Raw genomic sequence first — 20279 nt, forward strand, 5'->3', positions numbered from 1 at the left:
GTCAGCCGGCGAGGATACGCTCTATCGCCGGGCGGTTCAGCCCTTTCAGACCGATGACGACAAGGCGCGAGCGGCGATCGTCTTCAGCGGTCCAGGCCCGGTCGTAATAATGGTTGACGCGCGGGCCGACGGCCTGCAGCAGGAGCCGCATCGGCTTGCCGCCAACCTCGACGAAGCCCTTGACGCGCAACACGTTTTCTTCCTCCGCCGCCGTGGCGACGCGTTGTGCGAGCTCGTCCGGGTTAGACACGGACGCGATGTCGATGACGAACGAGTCAAAATCGTCATGTTCGTGGTCGAGCTCGTCGTCGTGATGGGTTTTGCGGTTCTCTATGTCGTCCTCGACGGCGAGGCCGAGGCCGAGCAGCACCGACGGATCGACCTTGCCTTGCGAAGTCGGCACGATCTTCACCGCCCGCGCAACATGCTTGCCGATGACGGCATTGGCACGGGCCGAGCCGGCTGCGTCCATCAGGTCGCTCTTCGAGAGGATGATCAGGTCGGCGCAAGCGAGCTGGTCCTCGAATACTTCCTCGACCGGATCGTCGTGTTCGAGCGTCTCGTCCTGCGCGCGCTGCGCCTGCAGGGCGTCCATGTCGTTGGCGACGCGCCCATCAGCCAGCGCCGGTCCGTCGACGACGGCGATAACGCCATCGACGGTCACCCGGCTCTTGACCGACGGCCACTGGAAGGCCTGGACCAGCGGCTTGGGCAGGGCCAGCCCGGACGTCTCGATCAGGATATGGTCGACCCTCGGCATCAGCGACAGGATCTGGTCGAGTGCCGGGACGAAATCGTCGGCGACAGTGCAGCAGATGCAGCCATTGGCCAGCTCGACAATGTTTTCCTCGGGGCAGGTGTCGATGCCGCAGCCCTTCAGGATCTCGCCGTCGATGCCGATGTCGCCGAACTCGTTGACGATGATGGCCAGCCGCTTGCCTTTGGCGTTTTCGAGCAAATGGCGGATCAATGTCGTCTTGCCGGCGCCGAGAAATCCGGTAACGACGGTGCAGGGGACGCGCGAAAGGGGGGCAGCGGCCATATCAAGTCCTTCAAAAGGTCGAGGGGAGGGATGCGGGCAACCAGACCGCGCTTCAGGCAATCGGGACGGCCGCGCCACGGAATGAGCCCATCCGTCGAGGTGGCGAACAGCTTTGCGCCGGTCACGAGATCGGCGCCGCTGGTCGCGGTCAGGTCGCCGAAGACGTAACTCCAGCAGCCGTCGCGCAGCATGGCGGCGCTGAGCCGGCGCTTGCAATTGCCGAGGCATTCGACGGTGCGGATTTTGATGTTTTCGCCGGAAGCGGCGCGGCGCGTGTCCTCGGCGAGCAGTTCGCCGGCGCGGGGATGAGCGTCCGAACCGGTCTCGTCACGGCAGGAAGAGCAGACGATGACGGTAACGCCGGCCGGGGAATCGTCAGGGCCGGACAATAAATCCGCTGTCTCAGCCGAAAAACTGCTGTCGCGTTCCAAATCAGGCTCCTTGCCCGGAAAACCCGCCAGGCGATCGGATTCTTATGTCCTAGACGGCAGGTCTCCTGGCTCGCGGGTCATCGCCTTGGTGCCGCCTTCCCGGGAATATCCCAGTGGTTTTCGGCCTTGGCTCGTCGCTTACAGTTGCGGGGACAGCCGCGGATTTGAAATCGAGATTTCGCACCGCATTCCCTCTTGGCCCCTGCCGTTGCGGGCAGGGGACCGTCTGAAACGGATTTAGGCTTGTGGAGGCAGTCGTGTCAACGCACGTCTATGACGCGGCGATATCTGCGAGCGGCCGGCCAAGGTCGCCGGCAGCCGTCACCGCGATGCGCTCAAGCCCGAGCCAGCCCTGCATCTGCTTCAATTCCTCGAAGAGTTCGGCAGCGGTTTGTGGCGGGGCGCCGGGCTCCGCATAGGCGGCATGGACGCGCAATACGCCGGCCGGACGGTCGGCCCTGAGGTCGACGCGCCCGACGATGCTGTCGCCGAGCAGGAACGGCAGCACATAATAGCCATACCGGCGCTTTTCGGCCGGCGTGTAGATCTCGATGCGGTAGTGGAAGTCGAACAATCGCTCGGTGCGCGACCGCTCGAAGACCACGGGATCGAACGGCGCAAGCAAGGCGCGCGCCTCGATCCTGCGCGGCAAACGGACGTTCTTATGGAGATAGGCTGTTTTGCTCCAGCCGTCGACGCTCACCGGCAACAGCTCGCCAGCCTCGACCAGCTCCTCGATGCGGCCCTTAATATCGGCGGGCGAGAGGCGGAAATAGTCGCGCAGGTCGCCTGCCGTGGCGACGCCATGGGCGCGGGCGGAGATGCGCAGCAATTCGCGGTGGGCGTCCTCGGGGCAGGGAACCGGTAGAGCGAGTATCGCGGGCGGCAGTACGCGCTCCGGCAGATCGTAGAACCGTTCGAAGCCGCGGCGATGCGCGGTGGTGATGCGGCCGGCCCAGAACAGCCATTCGAAGGCGTGCTTGGCATGGCTCCAGCCCCACCAGCCGCCCGAACCCTTCTGGCCTTCGAAAGCCGACGCCGCGATCGGGCCTCGTTCGGCGACCTCGCGATAGATGTCTTCGATATAGGCGGCGTGCTCGCGGCCCCATTTGGCCAGTCCGCTGTACATTTCCTCGCCGCGCTCGGCCCGCTGCATGCGCCAGCGCATCAGCGGATAGGTCTCGACCGGCAGGAAGGAGGCTTCGTGCGCCCAATATTCAAAGACCATGCGCTTGCGCGTTATGGCGGCGTCGTCGAGCAGCGCCAGCTTGTAGGGGCCAAGCCGCGAATAGAGCGGCATGTAGTGGGCGCGCACCACGGCGCTGACGGAATCGATCTGCAGCAGGCCGGTACGGGCAAGCACGCGGGCCAGATGTCGGCGGTCGGGTGTACCGGCGGGTCGGGGGTCATTGAATCCCTGTGCCGCCAGCGCGATGCGGCGGGCCATGCGAAGTGAGATTTTTTCCTTCATCAATGCGGGTATCCTGATGATGCCGGACAGAGAAGAGAATCTGTGATTCCGCGCCATGCTAGCAGGGTTTTGGCGGTATCCATGTCAGGAGAGAAAAGTGGAGTGAAAAGTGAAAGAAATCAAACAGGAGCGGATCTGACCAGTTTTCCCGGATATGCCGCCCAGTACCGCGATTTGAACAAGGTTTGACTTGCTTCGCCGAAAGCGCTGCGCTAACCCTCGCCGCGTTGCAGCATAGAGCCCCCTTAAAACGGTTCAGTGGTTAAACTGTCACGCTTCCGCAAGTGGGTCCGGTGCTGTATCAGAGTGGATTGGCCGCCAACGGAAACTGCAGCATGAACGCACTTTTAGGTTCGTACCTGCCCATCGTCCTGTTCATCGGCGTGGCGCTGGTGGTCGGGCTGGCGCTGCTTGCCGCACCCTTCCTGGTGGCCTACCGCAACCCCGATCCGGAAAAGCTTTCGGCCTATGAATGCGGCTTCAACTCGTTCGACGATGCGCGCATGAAGTTCGACATCCGCTTCTACTTGGTGTCGATCCTGTTCATCATCTTCGATCTGGAGGTAGCCTTCCTGTTTCCTTGGGCGGTGTCGTTCAGCCAGATCGGCATGCTCGGTTTTTGGTCGATGATGGTGTTTTTGGCGGTGCTGACCATCGGCTTTGCCTATGAATGGAAAAAAGGAGCGCTGGAATGGGATTGAACGACAGTTCCGGCACGCTCGTCGCGCCGAAGCCCAAGGGCCTCATCGACCCCAACACCGGCAGGCCGGTGGGGGAGGATGATCCGTTCTTCCTGGAGATCAACAACGAGCTCGCCGACAAGGGCTTTCTCGTCACCTCGACCGAGGCGCTGATCACCTGGGCGCGCAGCGGCTCGCTGATGTTCATGACCTTCGGTCTCGCCTGCTGCGCGGTCGAGATGATCCATACCTCGATGCCGCGCTATGACTCCGAGAGGTTCGGTGTCGCGCCGCGCGCGTCTCCGCGTCAGTCCGACATCATGATCGTTGCCGGCACGCTGACCAACAAGATGGCGCCGGCGCTGCGCAAGGTCTACGATCAGATGCCGGAGCCGCGCTACGTCATCTCGATGGGCTCCTGCGCCAATGGCGGCGGCTATTATCATTATTCCTATTCGGTGGTGCGCGGCTGCGACCGCATCGTGCCGGTCGACATCTACGTGCCCGGCTGCCCGCCGAGCGCCGAAGCGCTGCTCTACGGCATCCTTCTCCTGCAGAAGAAGATCCGCCGCACCGGCACGATCGAACGGTGAGCGGCATGACCCAGGCGTTGAATGACCTCTCGACCTATCTGGGCGAGAAGCTGACCGGCCGGATCGGCGAGGCGGTGTTTGCCTATGGCGAACTCACCATCTCGGTCGAACCGCGCGACCTGATCGAGGCAGTGACCTTCCTGCGCGACGACCCGAAATGCCAGTTCATCTCGATCATCGATGTCTGCGGCGCCGATTATCCGTCGCGGGCAAAGCGCTTCGACGTCGTCTATCATTTGCTGTCGCCGAGGCAGAATATCCGCATCCGCATCAAGGTCCAGGCCGACGAAGAGACGCTGGTGCCGTCGATCACCGGCATATATCCCGGCGCCGACTGGTTCGAGCGCGAAACCTACGATCTCTATGGCGTGCTGTTTTCGGGTCATCCCGATCTGCGGCGGATTCTGACCGACTACGGCTTCGAAGGCCATCCGCTGCGCAAGGACTTTCCGCTGACCGGCTTCGTCGAGGTGCGCTACGACGACGAGGCCAAGCGCGTCATCTACGAGCCGGTGGAGCTCAAGCAGGAATTCCGCAATTTCGATTTTCTGTCCCCATGGGAAGGCACGGATTATGTTCTGCCGGGGGACGAGAAGGCGAAACAGTGAGTAGTGAGTAGTGAGTAGGAATTGGAAAAAAGGATCGAATCTTATCGCGACCTGAAGGTGTGGCAATCGGCGATGGTGCTTGCTGAAGATTGTTACCGCATCAGTAAAGGGTTTCCGAAGGAGGAGATCTACGGCATGACCTCGCAGATGCGCCGATCGGCGGTTTCGATCGCAGCCAACGTCGCGGAGGGATACGGTCGAGAAAACAGAGGTTCGTTCGTTCAATTTTTGCGCATGGCGCAAGGTTCGTTGAAGGAACTGGAAACGCACATTTTGCTGGCATGCCGGGTTGGGCTGCTACGAAAAGACGATGAGATTGAACTGCTACTGCGATGCGAAGAGATTGGAAAAATGACGAGATCTCTTATCCGGACGGTGCAGGCCAAGCAGGCGGAATGAAGCAGGCATTGAGGTTGATGATCACTACTCACTACTCACTACTGACTCTTCGCCAGAGGCGCCTCCATGGCTGAAACCTCCGTTCGCAACTTCAATATCAACTTTGGCCCGCAACACCCTGCAGCGCATGGTGTTTTGCGGTTGGTTCTTGAACTCGACGGCGAAGTCGTCGATCGCGTCGACCCGCATATCGGACTTTTGCACCGCGGCACGGAAAAGCTGATCGAGCACAAGACTTATCTGCAGGCGGTGCCTTATCTCGACCGGCTCGATTATTGCGCGCCGATGAACCAGGAACATGCCTTCGCGCTCGCAGCCGAGCGGCTGCTCGGCATCGAGGTGCCGAAGCGCGGGCAGCTTATTCGAGTTCTCTACTCTGAGATCGGCCGCATCATGTCGCACATCCTCAATGTGACGACGCAGGCGATGGATGTCGGTGCACTGACGCCGCCGCTATGGGGCTTCGTCGAGCGCGAAAAGCTGATGGTGTTCTATGAGCGTGCCAGCGGCTCGCGCATGCATGCGGCCTATTTCCGGCCGGGCGGTGTGCATCAAGACCTGCCGCAGAAGCTGATCGAGGACATCGGCAAGTGGATCGACCCGTTCCTGAAGTCGATCGACGACCTCGACGCGCTTTTGACCGGCAACCGTATTTTCAAGCAGCGCAATGTCGACATTGCCACTGTCTCCCTGGCGGACGCCTGGGCCTGGGGGTTTTCCGGCGTCATGGTGCGCGGCTCGGGTGCGCCGTGGGACCTGCGCAAATCGCAACCCTACGAATGCTATGCCGAGCTGGATTTCGACATTCCGGTCGGCAAGAACGGCGACTGTTTCGACCGTTATCTGGTGCGCATGGAAGAGATGCGGCAGTCGGCGAAAATCATGCGCCAGTGCGTCGACCTGTTGCTCGGCAAGGAGGGCGGCGGGCCGGTGTCGAACCTCGACGGCAAGGTGGTGCCGCCGAAGCGCGCGGCGATGAAGCGCTCGATGGAAGCGCTGATCCATCACTTCAAGCTCTACACCGAAGGCTACCGCGTTCCAGCCGGCGAGGTCTATGCCGCGGTCGAGGCGCCGAAGGGCGAGTTCGGCGTCTATCTCGTCTCCGACGGCACCAACAAGCCCTACCGCTGCAAGCTGCGCGCGCCGGGCTTTGCGCATCTGCAAGCCATGGACTTTTTGTGCCGCGGCCACATGCTGGCCGACGTCACCGCGGTTCTCGGCTCCCTCGACATCGTGTTTGGTGAGGTCGATCGCTAAATGTCAGTCCGCCGTCTCGCAGAAGCCAGCCTCCAGCCAGCCGCCTTTGCCTTCAACCGGGCGAATGCGGCAGCGGCGAAGCAGTGGATCAAGAAATATCCGAAGGGGCGAGAGCAATCCGCGATCATCCCCTTGCTCATGCTGGCGCAGGAGCAGGAAGGCTGGGTGACCAAGGCGGCGATCGAGGCGATCTCCGACATGCTCGGCATGCCCTATATCAGAGGGCTGGAAGTCGCCACCTTCTATACGCAATACCAGCTCAATCCGGTCGGCAGCCGCGCCCATATCCAGGTCTGCGGCACCACACCCTGCATGCTGCGCGGCTCGGAAGCGCTGATGGATGTGTGCCGCTCGAAGATCCATCACGACCAGTTCCACACCAACGACAAAGGCACGCTGTCGTGGGAGGAGGTCGAGTGCCTCGGCGCCTGCGTCAACGCGCCGATGGTGATGATATTCAAGGACACCTATGAGGATTTGACGCCGGAGCGGCTTGCCGAGATCATCGACCTTTATGACGCCGGCAAGGGCGCTACGGTGGAACCGGGACCGCAAAACGGCCGCGTCACTTCCGAGCCGGCCAGTGGCCTGACGACCCTTAAGAGTGAAAAGGCGATCCTCAAGGCGACCCGCGACCGGGAAACCAGGGCCGCGACCAAGGCCGCCAAGGAAGCGGCGCCGGCGGCTTACGCCGCAGCGCCGGTTCCGCCTGCTGCCGCGCCTGCACCGGCGCCAGTTGCGCCCTCGAATGCCAGCAAGCCGAAGACCGATGCGGTCGAGACCAGCCCGGCGCTGAAATCGCCGTCGGCGACAAAAGTCGCGCCAACGGCGGAGAAGGCGGCGAGCGTTGCAGCGCCTCTGCATTCGGCCGCCAATGCCAACAAGGCCGAGCCGCAGGTCGAGGACGTCTCGAAACAGCGCAAAGGCTCCAAGAACAAGGCCGAGCCGGCGTCTGCTTTCAAAGCGCCGGAGGCCAAGGTTAAACCAGCGAAGGCTGCCGCCGAAGCGGCCAAGCCGTCGCCCGGAAACAAGAGCCGGCCGACCGGCAAGAAGCCGGTCTGAGGAACGAGCAATGCTTCAGGACAGAGACCGCATCTTCAACAACATCTACGGCCGCTTCGACAAGTCGCTGGCCGGCGCCATGGCGCGCGGCGCCTGGGACAACACGCCCGGCATCATCGCCAAGGGGCGCGAGTGGATCGTCAACGAGATGAAGGCATCGGGCCTGCGCGGCCGCGGCGGCGCCGGCTTCCCGACCGGGCTCAAATGGTCGTTCATGCCCAAGCAGAGCGACGGCCGGCCGAGTTATCTCGTCGTCAATGCCGACGAGTCCGAACCCGGCACCTGCAAGGACCGCGATATATTGCGCCACGATCCGCATACGCTGGTCGAGGGCTGCCTGATCGCCGGCTTCGCCATGGGCGCGGTCGCCGCCTACATCTACGTGCGCGGCGAGTTCATCCGCGAGCGCGAGGCGCTGCAACTCGCCATCGACGAGGCCTATGCGGCCAAGCTGATCGGCAAGAACAATACCTCCGGCTACGATTTCGACATCTACATGCACCATGGCGCCGGCGCCTATATCTGTGGCGAGGAAACGGCGCTGCTCGAAAGCCTCGAAGGCAAGAAAGGCCAGCCGCGGCTGAAGCCGCCGTTTCCGGCCAATGTCGGCCTCTATGGCTGCCCGACGACGGTCAACAACGTCGAGTCCATCGCCGTGGCGCCAACCATTCTGCGCCGCGGTGCGGCCTGGTTCTCGTCCTTCGGCCGGCCCAACAATGCCGGCACCAAGCTGTTCTGCATCTCCGGCCACGTCAACAATCCGTGCACCGTCGAAGAGGCGATGTCGATCCCGTTCCGCGAACTGATCGAGACGCATTGCGGCGGCATCCGCGGCGGCTGGGACAATCTGCTGGCGGTCATTCCGGGCGGCGCCTCGGTGCCGTTGGTGCCGGCCGAGCAGATCATCGACGCGCCGATGGATTTCGATGCGCTGCGCGACCTGAAATCGGGCCTCGGCACCGCGGCTGTCATCGTCATGGACAAATCGACCGATATCGTGAAAGCGATCGCGCGGCTGTCCTACTTCTACAAGCATGAGAGCTGCGGCCAGTGCACGCCCTGCCGTGAGGGCACGGGCTGGATGTGGCGGGTGATGGAACGGCTGGTGCGCGGCGAGGCGCAGAAGCGCGAGATCGACATGCTGCTCGACGTGACCAAGCAGGTCGAGGGCCACACGATCTGCGCTCTGGGCGATGCGGCGGCATGGCCGATCCAGGGCCTGATGCGGCATTTCCGCGGCGAGGTGGAGCGGCGCATCGACGAGTTCTCGCGCAACGCACACCGCGCCGAACCGGTGCTGGCGGCGGCGGAATAGAAGAATTCAAAAAATGCGGGCGAATGCCCGAAACGAGGAAACGAGCGCGGGGCAGACGGAAACGACCAGGAGACCACCTATGTCGCTGTTTTCGATACCCGACGATTTGACGCCCGATGGGGACCCGTTCTTGAAGATGAACCAGGACCTGACCAGGACAATGCCGAAGGAGATGGCCAGCGCCGTCAATCTCCTGGCGCATCCTGTCGCCGGCGCGGCGGCGATGACGGCACTCGGCATCGGGCTTGCCAACCACGCCTTTGGCGTCTGGATGGGCGTGCTTTCAGGCGTGGCCGAGACCTCGCAGCGGCTTTGGCAGCCGGTCACCGAGGATTTCGAGGCCCGGACCGAACGCGTTTCCGCGACCGGCAAAAGCTCCTCGACCAAGGCGCGCGCAGCCACCAAAACCCTGATTGCCGAGGCGCAGTCCTTCGCTAATGACGTGACCGACATTGCAACAAGCACTGCGGCGCGGAGCGTGGCGAATGCCAGCACCGTTGCAGCGGATGCGTCGGCCGGGCTGATGCCGGAAGATTTCAAGCAGCCCAAGCCGATGGACCGGCCAGCCGTGCCCGCCGACCTCAAGGCAATATCGGGCATCGGGCCGAAACTGGAAAAGGTGCTGAACGGCCTTGGCATCTGGACATACGCCCAGATTGCCGCGTGGACGCCGCAAGAGATCGCCTGGGTCGAAGATTACCTGTCGTTGAAGGGCCGTATCGGCCGTGACGGCTGGATCGGTCAGGCGGCCGCATTGGCCGGGGCCAAAAATTGAATTCAATACCGTGCGCGGTGTCGGCTGCGCCCGGAAGGAAAGATTGCGGAACGTCCGCAGGGGTTTGAGGCGAAATGGCAAAGCTCAAGGTCGACGGGAAAGAGATCACTGTACCCGACCACTACACGCTGCTGCAGGCGGCCGAGGACGCCGGTGCGGAAGTGCCGCGCTTCTGCTTCCACGAGCGGCTGTCGATCGCCGGCAATTGCCGCATGTGCCTGATCGAGGTGAAGGGCGGCCCGCCCAAGCCGCAGGCGTCCTGCGCCATGGGCGTGCGCGACCTGCGCCCCGGTCCGAACGGCGAGCCGCCGGAAATCTTCACCAACACGCCGATGGTCAAGAAGGCCCGCGAAGGCGTGATGGAATTCCTGCTGATCAACCATCCGCTGGACTGCCCGATCTGCGATCAGGGCGGCGAGTGCGACCTGCAGGACCAGGCGATGGCGTTCGGCGTCGATTCCTCACGCTACCACGAGAACAAGCGGGCGGTCGAAGACAAGTATATCGGGCCGCTGGTCAAGACGATCATGAACCGCTGCATCCATTGCACGCGCTGCGTCCGCTTCACCACCGAGATTGCGGGCATATCCGAGCTCGGCCTGATCGGCCGCGGCGAGGATGCCGAGATCACCACCTATCTCGAAAGCGCAATGACTTCGGAACTGCAGGGCAATGTCATCGACCTTTGCCCGGTCGGTGCGCTGACCTCCAAACCCTACGCCTTCCAGGCACGGCCTTGGGAACTGACCAAGACCGAGTCCATCGACGTGATGGACGCCGTCGGCTCGGCGATCCGCGTCGATAGCCGGGGCCGCGAAGTGATGCGCATCCTGCCGCGTACCAACGAGGCGGTGAACGAGGAGTGGATTTCCGACAAGACCCGCTTTATCTGGGACGGCCTGCGCACGCAGCGCCTCGACCGGCCCTATGTGCTCAAGGACGGCAGACTGGCCCCGGCAAGCTGGGCGGAGGCTTTTGCCGCGATCAAGGAAGCGGTGTCGAATGCCGCACCCGAAAAGATCGGCGCCATTGCCGGCGATCTCGCAGCCGTCGAGGAGATCTACGCGCTGAAGCTTCTGATGGCTTCGCTCGGCTCGAGGAACACCGACTGCCGCCAGGACGGTGCCGCACTCGATCCGTCGCTCGGCCGGGCCAGCTATGTCTTCAACCCGACCATCGAAGGCATCGAACAGGCCGATGCGGTGCTGATCATCGGCGCCAATCCGCGCTTCGAGGCATCCCTGCTCAACGCCCGCATCCGCAAGCGCTGGCGGGCCGGCAATCTGCCGGTCGGCGTCATCGGCGATGTCGGCGATACGCGCTATGATTACGAGCAGCTCGGCGCCGGACCGGAATCGCTGAAGGATCTGGCCGACGGCAACGGCAAGTTCTTCCATCTGCTAAAGAAGGCGACGCATCCGCTGATCATCGTCGGCCAGGGTGCGCTGGCGCGTCCGGACGGCGCGGCCGTGCTCGGCCAGGCGGCGAAGCTCGCCGTCGCAGTCAACGCCGCTAGGGCCGATTGGAACGGCTTTGCCCTGCTGCACACCGCCGCGGCACGCGTCGGCGGCCTCGATGTCGGCTTCGTACCGGGCGAGGGCGGCAGGAATGTCGCCGGCATGCTGGGCGAGACCGACGTGCTGTTCCTGCTCGGCGCCGACGAAATCGACATGGCCAAGACCGGCGGCGCTTTCGTCGTCTATATCGGCACGCATGGCGACAAGGGCGCGCATCGCGCCAACGTCATCCTGCCGGGCGCCGCCTATACCGAGAAGTCGGGCACCTTCGTCAACACCGAAGGCCGCGTGCAGCAGACCAACCGTGCCGGCTTCGCGCCCGGCGAAGCGCGCGAGGACTGGGCGATCCTTCGGGCACTGTCGGATGTGCTCGGCAAGAAGCTGCCGTTCGATTCGCTGCAGCAACTGCGCGCAAAGCTCTATGCGCAATACCCGCATCTTGCCCGCGTCGACCATGTCGCGGCCGGCGACCCGGCCGACATCGCCAGGGTTGCCAAGCTCGGCGGTCGGCTGAACAAGGGCACCTTCACCTCGCCGGTCAAGGATTTCTACCTGACCAATCCGATCGCGCGGGCTTCCGCGGTGATGGCCGAATGCTCGGCTTTGGCGAAAAACGGCTTCAGGCAGGCGGCGGAGTAGACATGGACACTTTCTTCTCCTTCTACGTGCTGCCGGCGCTGCTGATCCTTTTGAAGTCGGTCGTGCTGATCGTCGTTCTGTTGATCTTCGTCGCCTATGTGCTTTATGCCGACCGCAAGATCTGGGCGGCGGTGCAATTGCGCCGCGGCCCGAACGTCGTCGGCCCGTGGGGCACACTGCAGGCCTTCGCCGATCTGCTGAAATTCGTGTTCAAGGAGCCGGTGATCCCGTCCGGCGCCAACAAGGGCGTTTTCCTGCTGGCGCCCTTGGTCTCGGCGGTGCTGGCGATCTCGGCCTGGGCGGTGATCCCGGTCAATGAGGGCTGGGCGATCGCCAACGTCAATGTCGGCATCCTCTATGTCTTCGCCATCTCCTCGCTCGAGGTCTATGGCGTGATCATGGGCGGCTGGGCGTCCAATTCGAAATACCCGTTCCTTGGCGCGCTGCGCTCGGCGGCGCAGATGGTGTCCTACGAAGTCTCCATCGGTTTCGTCATCGTCACCGTGCTGCTTTGCGTCGGCTCGCTCAACCTGTCCGACATCGTCTTGTCGCAGCAGGACGGGCTGGGCACGCGGCTCGGCCTGCCCAACACCTTCCTCGACTGGCATTGGCTGTCGCTGTTCCCGATGTTCATCGTCTTCTTCATCTCGGCGTTGGCCGAGACCAACCGGCCGCCCTTCGACCTTGTGGAAGCCGAATCGGAACTCGTCGCCGGCCACATGGTCGAATATTCGTCGACGCCGTTCCTGCTGTTCTTCCTCGGCGAATATGTCGCCGTGGTCCTGATGTGCGCGCTGGCCACCATCCTGTTCCTCGGCGGCTGGCTGCCGCCCTTCAACTTCGCGCCGTTCACCTGGGTGCCGGGGCTGATCTGGTTCGTGCTCAAGGTCTGCCTGGTGTTCTTCATGTTCTCGATGGTGAAGGCGTTCGTGCCGCGCTATCGCTACGACCAGCTGATGCGGCTCGGCTGGAAGGTCTTCCTACCGATCTCGCTGTTCATGGTGGTCGCCACCGCCGCTTTCCTAAAGATCACGGGGTTTGCCTGATGTCTGCATTATCCCAGGCCGCCAAGTCACTGCTTTTGCAGGATTTCGTCAGCGCTTTCTTCCTGTCGATGCGCCAGTTCTTCGCGCCGAAGGAGACGATCAACTATCCGCATGAGAAGGGACCGGTCAGCCCGCGCTTCCGCGGCGAGCATGCGCTGCGCCGTTATCCGAACGGCGAGGAACGCTGCATCGCCTGCAAATTGTGCGAGGCGATCTGCCCGGCGCAGGCCATCACCATCGAAGCCGGCCCACGCCGCAATGACGGCACGCGGCGCACCGTGCGCTACGACATCGATATGGTGAAATGCATCTATTGCGGCTTCTGCCAGGAAGCCTGCCCGGTCGACGCCATCGTCGAGGGGCCGAATTTCGAGTTCGCGACGGAGACGCGCGAGGAACTTTATTACGACAAGGACAGGCTTCTGGCCAATGGCGACCGCTGGGAGCGTGAGCTGGCGCGCAACATCTCGCTGGATGCGCCTTACCGCTGATATTTGATGCATGAACGGGGCGAGGGCCTCGTTCAGAGGATGATCCCGAAAAGTTGCATACTTTTCGGACAAGATCATCCTCCGGAATGAAAGAGTGTCGCATGTTTTCTTTTCGATCGGGTCTTTCAACCCGATCGGAACATGCGATAGGAACACGCAACTTGCCGACCGGAGGCGGTGGCAAAAAACAGGACGAACGTCCTGTTTGGACAGGAAACCCGGGGGAACCCATGCTGAGTGGACTAGAGGCGGCCTTTTTCTACCTCTTCGCCTTTGTCGCGGTGGCATCGGCGTTCATGGTCATTTCGGCGCGCAATCCCGTGCATTCTGTGCTGTTTCTGATCCTGACCTTCTTCAACGCCGCCGGCCTGTTCATGCTGACCGGCGCCGAGTTCCTGGCGATGATCCTGCTCGTCGTCTATGTCGGCGCCGTGCTGGTGCTGTTCCTGTTCGTCGTCATGATGCTCGACGTTGACTTCGCCGAAATGAAGGAAGGCGCCCTGCAATATGCACCGATCGGCGCGCTGGTCGGGCTGATCCTGGCGGCGGAGCTGATCGTGGTGCTCGGCGGCTATACATTCGCGCCGAAACTGGCGGCGATGGTCGCCAAGCCCATTCCGGACCTGGCCGCGCGCTCGAACACGGCAGCGCTCGGCGACATCCTCTATACGGATTACCTCTATTACTTCCAGATCGCCGGCCTGGTGCTGCTGGTCGCCATGATCGGCGCCATCGTGCTGACGCTGCGCCATAAGCCGGGCGTCAAGCGGCAGTCGATCGCCGCCCAGGTCGGCCGCACGGCGGCAACCGGAGTGGAAATCCGCAAGGTCAAGACGGGCGAAGGAGTCTGAAATGGTCGTCGGCATCGCGCACTACCTGACCGTATCGGCGATCCTGTTCACGCTCGGCGTGTTCGGCATCTTCCTGAACCGCAGGAACGTCATCGTCATCCTGATGTCGATCGAGCTGATCCTGCTTGCGGTCAACATCAATTTCGTCGCCTTTTCGGCGGCGCTCGGCGATTTGGTCGGCCAGGTGTTCGCACTGTTCGTGCTGACGGTCGCGGCGGCCGAAGCGGCGATCGGCCTTGCCATTCTCGTCGTCTTCTTCCGCAACCGCGGCTCGATCGCGGTCGAAGACGTGAACATGATGAAGGGTTGACGGAACCACCATGTATCAGGCCATCGTCTTCCTTCCGCTGCTCGGCTTCCTGATCGTCGGCCTGTTCGGCACTTCGCTGGGGGCCAAGGCTTCCGAATACATCACCTCCGGCTTCCTGGTGATCGCGGCAGTGCTGTCGTGGGTTGCCTTCTTCTCGGTCGGCTTCGGCGGCGGCGAGGTGTTCACCGTGCCGGTACTGCGCTGGATCCAGTCAGGCGGCCTCGAAGCGTCGTGGGCGCTGCGGATCGATACGCTGACCGTGGTGATGCTGGTCGTCGTCAATACGGTGTCGGCGCTGGTCCATATCTACTCGATCGGCTACATGCATCACGACCCGGACCGGCCGCGCTTCTTCGCCTATCTGTCGCTGTTCACCTTCGCCATGCTGATGCTGGTGACGGCCGACAACCTCGTGCAGATGTTCTTCGGCTGGGAAGGCGTCGGCCTTGCCTCCTATCTGCTGATCGGCTTCTGGTACAAGAAGCCGTCGGCCAATGCAGCTGCGATCAAGGCCTTCGTCGTCAACCGCGTCGGCGATTTCGGCTTTGCGCTCGGCATATTCGGCGTGTTCGTGCTGTTCGGCTCGGTCAATCTCGGCACCATCTTCGCCAATGCGGCGACGTTCATTCCGGCGGAAGGCGCGCCGCAAGGCGCGGCCGTACTGACCTTCCTCGGCTATGCGCTTGATAAGCAGGCCGCGATGACGGTTGTCTGCCTGCTCCTGTTCATGGGCGCCATGGGCAAGTCGGCGCAGGTGCCGCTGCACACCTGGCTCCCGGATGCCATGGAGGGCCCGACGCCGGTCTCGGCACTGATCCATGCCGCCACCATGGTGACGGCAGGCGTGTTCATGCTGGCGCGGCTGTCGCCGCTATTCGAGCTGTCGCATTCGGCACTGACGGTGGTCACCTTCATCGGCGCCTTCACCGCCTTCTTCGCGGCGACAGTCGGTCTTGTCCAGAACGACATCAAGCGCGTCATCGCCTATTCGACCTGTTCGCAGCTCGGCTACATGTTCGTGGCGCTCGGCGTCGGCGCCTATGGCGCGGCGATTTTCCATCTGTTCACCCACGCCTTCTTCAAGGCGCTGCTGTTCCTCGGCTCGGGCTCGGTCATCCACGCCGTCTCCGACGAGCAGGACATGCGCAAAATGGGTGGCCTAAGGACGCTGATCCCGACGACTTACTGGATGATGGTGATCGGCACGCTGGCGCTGACCGGTGTCGGCATTCCGGTAACGATCATCGGCACGGCCGGCTTCTTTTCCAAGGACGCCATCATCGAAGCGGCCTTCGCCGGCCACAATGCGGTCGCCGCATTTGCCTTCATATTGCTGGTCATTGCTGCCTGCTTCACCTCCTTCTACTCCTGGCGGCTGATCTTCATGACCTTCCACGGCGAGCCGCGGGCCAGCCACGAGGTCATGCACCATGTCCATGAATCGCCGCCGGTCATGCTGGTGCCGCTGTTCATCCTGGCGGCTGGCGCGCTGCTCGCCGGTGTGATCTTCCACGGCGCCTTCATCGGCGAGGGCTATGCCGAATTCTGGAAGGCGTCGCTGTTCACGCTGCCGGACAACCAGATCCTGCACGAAATCCACGAAGTGCCGTTATGGGTCGAGTTGTCGCCGTTCATCGCCATGCTGATCGGCTTTGCGATAGCCTGGCAGTTCTATGTTCGCGCGCCGGAAATGCCTCGGAGCGTCGCTGCCAACCATCGCCTGCTCTACGCCTTCCTGCTCAACAAATGGTATTTCGACGAGCTCTACGACTTCCTGTTCGTGCGGCCGGCAAAGCGCCTCGGCCACTTCCTGTGGAAGACCGGCGACGGCACCGTCATCGACGGACTCGGGCCGGACGGCATTTCGGCGCGCGTCGTCGACGTCACCAACCGGGTCGTCAAGCTGCAGACCGGCTATCTCTACCACTATGCCTTCGCCATGCTGATCGGCGTTGCCGCACTCGTCACCTGGATGATGCTCTGATGACCGCCTGGCCGATCCTATCGCTGGTCACCTTCCTGCCGCTGGTTGGTGTGCTGCTCATCCTTTTCGTGCGTGATGACAGCGAGAACGCGCGCCGCAACATCCGCGCCATCGCGCTTTTCACGACTGCGTTCACGTTTGTGATTTCGCTGTTTATCTGGACCGGCTTCGACAATTCGCAACCTGGCTTCCAGTTCGTCGAGAAGTTTGCCTGGCTGGATTCCGGCATCTCCTACCATATGGGCGTAGACGGCATCTCCATGCTGTTCGTCATCCTGACCACCTTCCTAATGCCGCTCTGCATTCTCGCCTCGTGGGAATCGATCGAGAAGCGCGTCAAAGCCTATATGATCGCCTTCCTGCTGCTCGAGACGCTGATGATCGGCGTGTTCTGTGCGCTCGACATCGTCTTGTTCTACGTCTTCTTCGAAGCCGGCCTTATCCCGATGTTCATCATCATCGGCGTGTGGGGCGGCAAGCGGCGCGTCTATGCCTCGTTCAAGTTCTTCCTCTACACCCTGGCCGGCTCGGTGCTGATGCTGCTCGCCATCATGGCGATGTTCTTCCAGTCCGGCACCACCGATATCCCGACGCTTCTGACGCATAATTTCCCGGCCAATATGCAGACCTGGCTATGGCTTGCCTTCTTCGCGTCCTTTGCGGTGAAGATGCCGATGTGGCCGGTGCATACCTGGCTGCCGGACGCGCATGTCGAAGCACCGACGGCCGGCTCGGTGATCCTGGCCGCCATCCTGCTCAAGATGGGCGGGTACGGCTTCCTGCGTTTTTCGCTGCCGATGTTTCCGATCGCATCCGAAATGTTCGCGCCGCTGATCTTCACGCTTTCCGTCGTCGCCATCATCTACACCTCGCTGGTGGCGCTGATGCAGGAGGACATGAAGAAGCTGATCGCCTATTCGTCGGTCGCTCACATGGGCTTCGTTACCATGGGCATCTTCGCGATGAACCAGGAAGGCGTCCAGGGCTCGATCTTCCAGATGCTGTCGCACGGCCTGGTCTCCGGCGCGCTGTTCCTCTGCGTCGGCGTCGTCTACGACCGCATGCACACGCGTGACATCGACGCCTATGGCGGGTTGGTCAACAACATGCCGAAATATGCAACCGTGTTCATGATCTTCACCATGGCCAATGTCGGCCTGCCCGGCACCAGCGGCTTCGTCGGCGAGTTCCTGACCATGCTCGGCGTGTTCCGGGTCAACACCTGGGTGGCGTTCTTCGCCGCCACCGGCGTCATACTGTCGGCGGCCTATGCGCTCTGGCTCTACCGCAAGGTGATCTTCGGCGCACTGACCAAAGAAAGCCTGAAAGGTTTGCTCGACCTGTCGACGCGCGAAAAGGTGATCATCTATCCGCTGGTCGCGCTGGTCATCTTCTTTGGCGTCTATCCGGCGCCGATCTTCGACGCGACGGCCGAATCGGTCAAGGCGCTCGTTACCAATGTCACCGCATCCATCGGCGCCGCGCAGACCGCGGCGGCGAACTGACTGGGGGTTTGCGAACCATGACGCCGGACCTTCTCTCCAGCCTGTCGCTCTCGACGCCAGAGCTGATCCTCGCCATCGGCGCCTTGGCGCTGTTGATGCTCGGCGCCTATTCGCGCGCCAACACCGCCGTCACGGTGAGCGGCCTTGCTGTTGCCGTGCTGGTGATCGCCGGCGCCTGGCTGATCTTTTCCCCGGGGCAGGGCAACGCCTATGGCGAAGCCTTCATCCAGGACCCATTCGCCCGCTTCATGAAGATGTTGGCGCTGGTCGGCTCGGCGGTGACGCTGGTCATGTCGGTTCGCTTTGCCCAGGCGGAGCGTTTCGACAAGTTCGAATATCCGGTGCTGATCCTGCTCTGCACGCTCGGCATGATGCTGATGATCTCGGCCAACGGCATGATCGGGCTCTATCTCGGCCTCGAGCTGCAGTCGCTGGCGATCTACGTGCTGGCGGCGATCAACCGCGATAATCTGCGCTCGACCGAGGCCGGGCTGAAGTACTTCGTCCTTGGCGCGCTGTCGTCGGGCATGCTGCTTTACGGCATCTCGCTGGTCTACGGCTACACGGGCAACACCGGCTTCCAGGAGATCGCCGCGGCGCTCAGCGGCGGCGAGCGCCAGCTCGGCCTCGTCTTCGGCCTGGTCTTTGTGCTGGCCGGCCTTGCCTTCAAGATCTCGGCGGTGCCGTTCCATATGTGGACGCCCGACGTCTATGAGGGCGCGCCGACGCCGGTGACGGCCTTTCTGGCGGCGGCACCCAAAATGGCGGCGATGGCGCTGATGGTGCGCGTCACCATGGGCGCCTTCAAGCCGATCGCCGCCGACTGGCAGCAGATCATCGTCTTCATCTCGATCGCCTCGATGGCGCTCGGCGCATTCGCGGCCATCGGCCAGACCAACATCAAGCGGCTGATGGCCTATTCCTCCATCGGTCATATGGGTTATGCTCTGGTCGGCCTTGCCGCCAACAGCCAGGACGGCGTGCGCGGCGTCGCCATCTACATGCTGATCTATCTGGTGATGACGCTCGGCACCTTCGCCTTCATCCTGGCCATGCGGCGCAAGGAGGGCAATGTCGAGCAGATCAGCGATCTCGCCGGCCTGTCGGCGACCAACCCGATCATGGCGACGATCCTCACCATCATGATGTTCTCGCTGGCCGGTATCCCGCCGCTCGCCGGCTTCTGGGGGAAATGGTACGTGTTCCTCGCCGCCATCAATGCCAACCTCTACGCGCTCGCGATCATCGGCGTGCTGGCCTCTGTGGTGGGCGCCTATTATTATCTGCGCATCATCAAGATCATGTGGTTCGACGAACCGGTCGGCGGCTTCGTGCCGATGGCGACCGAACTGCGCGTCGTGCTCGGCGCCTGCGGCGCTTTCGTGCTGTTCTACGTGCTGATCGGCGGCCCGATCGGAACCTACGCAGCCGCCGCGGCCAAGACCTTCTTCTAACGGAATGACGTTCAGGCTGGCTCCAACCGCGGCTTCGGAAGGGTTCCGGCTCGAGGCGCACGATACGGTCGGCTCCACCAATGCGTTGGCGCTGGAGCACGCGCGGGCCGGCGATCCGGGCAAACTCTGGGTCGTCTCAAAAAAGCAGGAAGCGGGACGTGGCCGCCGCGGCCGCGCCTGGGCGACGCCCGAAGGCAACCTGGCGGCGACGCTGCTGGTGATCACCAACACCGAGCTTCGACTTGCCGCGACGCTCGGCTTCGTTGCCGGACTGGCGCTGGCCGACGCGCTCGACGCCGTCGTGCCGAAAGGCAGGATTGCGATCGGCCTCGATGGTGCGAGCCAGGGCAAGAACCGCTTCGAGTTGAAATGGCCGAACGACGTGCTTGCCTCGGGCGCTAAGCTCGCCGGCATCCTGCTGGAATCGGCGATGCTGGATGGCGACCGTTCGGCGGTGGCTGTTGGCATCGGCGTCAATGTGGTGGCTTATCCTAATGATTTGCCCTATCCAGCGACGTCGCTCAACGCGCTGGGGTCTGCTTGCGATGCCGAGACGCTGTTTCTGGCGCTGTCGGATGCATGGAGCGAGAATGCCCGGCTGTGGAACGAAGGGCGTGGGCTTGCCGCCGTCAGGCGGCGCTGGCTGGCGCGTGCGGCGGGGCTTGGCGGGCAGGTTGCTGTCAGAATTGACGGTAATGTGGTGCGCGGCACCTTCGAGACCATTGACGAAGACTGCCGTTTCGTGATCCGCGACGATGAAGGCTCGGTTCTGACGATCGCCGCCGGCGACGTGCATTTCGGCGCGGTCGCATCGGCCGTCGGTTGACTGGCCAATACGTTTGACTGGCC

19 protein-coding genes, 1 pseudogene and 1 riboswitch are annotated in these 20279 nt (G+C 62.7%); of the genes and pseudogenes, 17 read left to right on the forward strand and 3 right to left on the reverse strand.

All coding sequences use genetic code 11. The features are described from left to right. Position 1: 1 nt before the first annotated feature. The 3 genes and pseudogenes from cobW to NKJ84_RS05655 all read right to left on the reverse strand — a co-directional run bounded on the left by cobW (position 2) and on the right by NKJ84_RS05655 (position 2944). Positions 2–1042 carry a cobalamin biosynthesis protein CobW gene (gene cobW, locus NKJ84_RS05645; RefSeq protein WP_352505696.1) on the reverse strand — a complete coding sequence of 347 codons (1041 nt, stop codon included), beginning with the start codon at positions 1040–1042 and terminating at the stop codon, positions 2–4. 5 nt (positions 1043–1047) lie between these two features. Further along, positions 1048–1473: pseudogene (locus NKJ84_RS05650) on the reverse strand (DUF1636 family protein); the annotation flags it as partial. A gap of 38 nt (positions 1474–1511) precedes the next feature. Continuing rightward, positions 1512–1715: riboswitch (cobalamin riboswitch) on the reverse strand. Between the two features lie 29 nt (positions 1716–1744). Beyond that, a complete protein-coding gene (locus tag NKJ84_RS05655; RefSeq protein ID WP_352505864.1) occupies positions 1745–2944 on the reverse strand; it encodes a winged helix-turn-helix domain-containing protein in 1200 nt (399 codons plus the stop codon). Positions 2945–3279: 335 nt separating this feature from the next. Here NKJ84_RS05655 and NKJ84_RS05660 point away from each other — a divergent pair, with 335 nt between their 5' ends. The 17 genes from NKJ84_RS05660 to NKJ84_RS05740 all read left to right on the forward strand — a co-directional run bounded on the left by NKJ84_RS05660 (position 3280) and on the right by NKJ84_RS05740 (position 20256). After that, entirely contained in the window at positions 3280–3645 is a 366-nt protein-coding gene (locus NKJ84_RS05660; RefSeq protein WP_023720750.1) for an NADH-quinone oxidoreductase subunit A, read from the forward strand. Next, entirely contained in the window at positions 3636–4217 is a 582-nt protein-coding gene (locus NKJ84_RS05665; RefSeq protein ID WP_023720749.1) for a NuoB/complex I 20 kDa subunit family protein, read from the forward strand. Before NKJ84_RS05660 ends, NKJ84_RS05665 begins: the two co-directional genes overlap by 10 nt. 5 nt (positions 4218–4222) lie before the next feature. Continuing rightward, positions 4223–4825: an NADH-quinone oxidoreductase subunit C gene (locus NKJ84_RS05670; protein WP_352505697.1), complete on the forward strand. Its 603-nt coding sequence runs from the start codon at positions 4223–4225 to the stop codon at positions 4823–4825. A 21-nt stretch (positions 4826–4846) separates the two neighbouring features. Next, positions 4847–5224, forward strand: coding sequence for a four helix bundle protein (locus NKJ84_RS05675; protein ID WP_352505698.1), 378 nt, complete (start codon positions 4847–4849; stop codon positions 5222–5224). A 66-nt stretch (positions 5225–5290) separates the two neighbouring features. Next, the gene (locus NKJ84_RS05680; protein WP_254818103.1) at positions 5291–6481 is read left to right on the forward strand and encodes an NADH-quinone oxidoreductase subunit D; all 1191 of its coding nucleotides are present in this window, start codon (positions 5291–5293) and stop codon (positions 6479–6481) included. Next, on the forward strand, positions 6482–7543 hold the full coding sequence (nuoE, locus tag NKJ84_RS05685) for an NADH-quinone oxidoreductase subunit NuoE (protein ID WP_352505699.1): 1062 nt from the start codon (positions 6482–6484) through the stop codon (positions 7541–7543). A gap of 10 nt (positions 7544–7553) precedes the next feature. Beyond that, entirely contained in the window at positions 7554–8858 is a 1305-nt protein-coding gene (gene nuoF / locus NKJ84_RS05690; protein WP_352505700.1) for an NADH-quinone oxidoreductase subunit NuoF, read from the forward strand. Positions 8859–8937: 79 nt separating this feature from the next. Next, positions 8938–9633, forward strand: a complete 696-nt coding sequence (locus NKJ84_RS05695) for a helix-hairpin-helix domain-containing protein (RefSeq protein WP_352505701.1) — start codon at positions 8938–8940, stop codon at positions 9631–9633. 74 nt (positions 9634–9707) lie between these two features. After that, complete coding sequence (gene nuoG / locus NKJ84_RS05700; RefSeq protein ID WP_352505702.1) at positions 9708–11789, forward strand: NADH-quinone oxidoreductase subunit NuoG; 2082 nt, start codon at positions 9708–9710, stop codon at positions 11787–11789. Positions 11790–11791: 2 nt separating this feature from the next. Continuing rightward, positions 11792–12835, forward strand: a complete 1044-nt coding sequence (gene nuoH / locus NKJ84_RS05705; protein ID WP_292663045.1) for an NADH-quinone oxidoreductase subunit NuoH — start codon at positions 11792–11794, stop codon at positions 12833–12835. Next, positions 12835–13326, forward strand: coding sequence for an NADH-quinone oxidoreductase subunit NuoI (gene nuoI / locus NKJ84_RS05710; RefSeq protein WP_023676622.1), 492 nt, complete (start codon positions 12835–12837; stop codon positions 13324–13326). Before nuoH ends, nuoI begins: the two co-directional genes overlap by 1 nt. A 230-nt stretch (positions 13327–13556) precedes the next feature. Next, a complete protein-coding gene (locus tag NKJ84_RS05715) occupies positions 13557–14177 on the forward strand; it encodes an NADH-quinone oxidoreductase subunit J (protein WP_352505703.1) in 621 nt (206 codons plus the stop codon). A gap of 1 nt (position 14178) precedes the next feature. Beyond that, entirely contained in the window at positions 14179–14487 is a 309-nt protein-coding gene (gene nuoK / locus NKJ84_RS05720) for an NADH-quinone oxidoreductase subunit NuoK (protein WP_023676620.1), read from the forward strand. A 10-nt stretch (positions 14488–14497) separates the two neighbouring features. Continuing rightward, entirely contained in the window at positions 14498–16471 is a 1974-nt protein-coding gene (gene nuoL / locus NKJ84_RS05725) for an NADH-quinone oxidoreductase subunit L (protein WP_352505704.1), read from the forward strand. After that, complete coding sequence (locus NKJ84_RS05730) at positions 16471–17976, forward strand: NADH-quinone oxidoreductase subunit M (protein WP_352450009.1); 1506 nt, start codon at positions 16471–16473, stop codon at positions 17974–17976. The genes nuoL and NKJ84_RS05730 overlap by 1 nt, the downstream gene beginning before the upstream one ends. Positions 17977–17993: 17 nt before the next feature. Then, positions 17994–19430, forward strand: a complete 1437-nt coding sequence (nuoN, locus tag NKJ84_RS05735) for an NADH-quinone oxidoreductase subunit NuoN (RefSeq protein WP_352477554.1) — start codon at positions 17994–17996, stop codon at positions 19428–19430. 4 nt (positions 19431–19434) lie between these two features. Then, a complete protein-coding gene (locus tag NKJ84_RS05740) occupies positions 19435–20256 on the forward strand; it encodes a biotin--[acetyl-CoA-carboxylase] ligase (protein ID WP_352477556.1) in 822 nt (273 codons plus the stop codon). The last annotated feature ends 23 nt before the right edge of the window (positions 20257–20279 follow it).

The sequence above is a fragment of the Mesorhizobium sp. M0048 genome (assembly GCF_040323405.1).
Classification (GTDB): Bacteria; Pseudomonadota; Alphaproteobacteria; order Rhizobiales; family Rhizobiaceae; genus Mesorhizobium.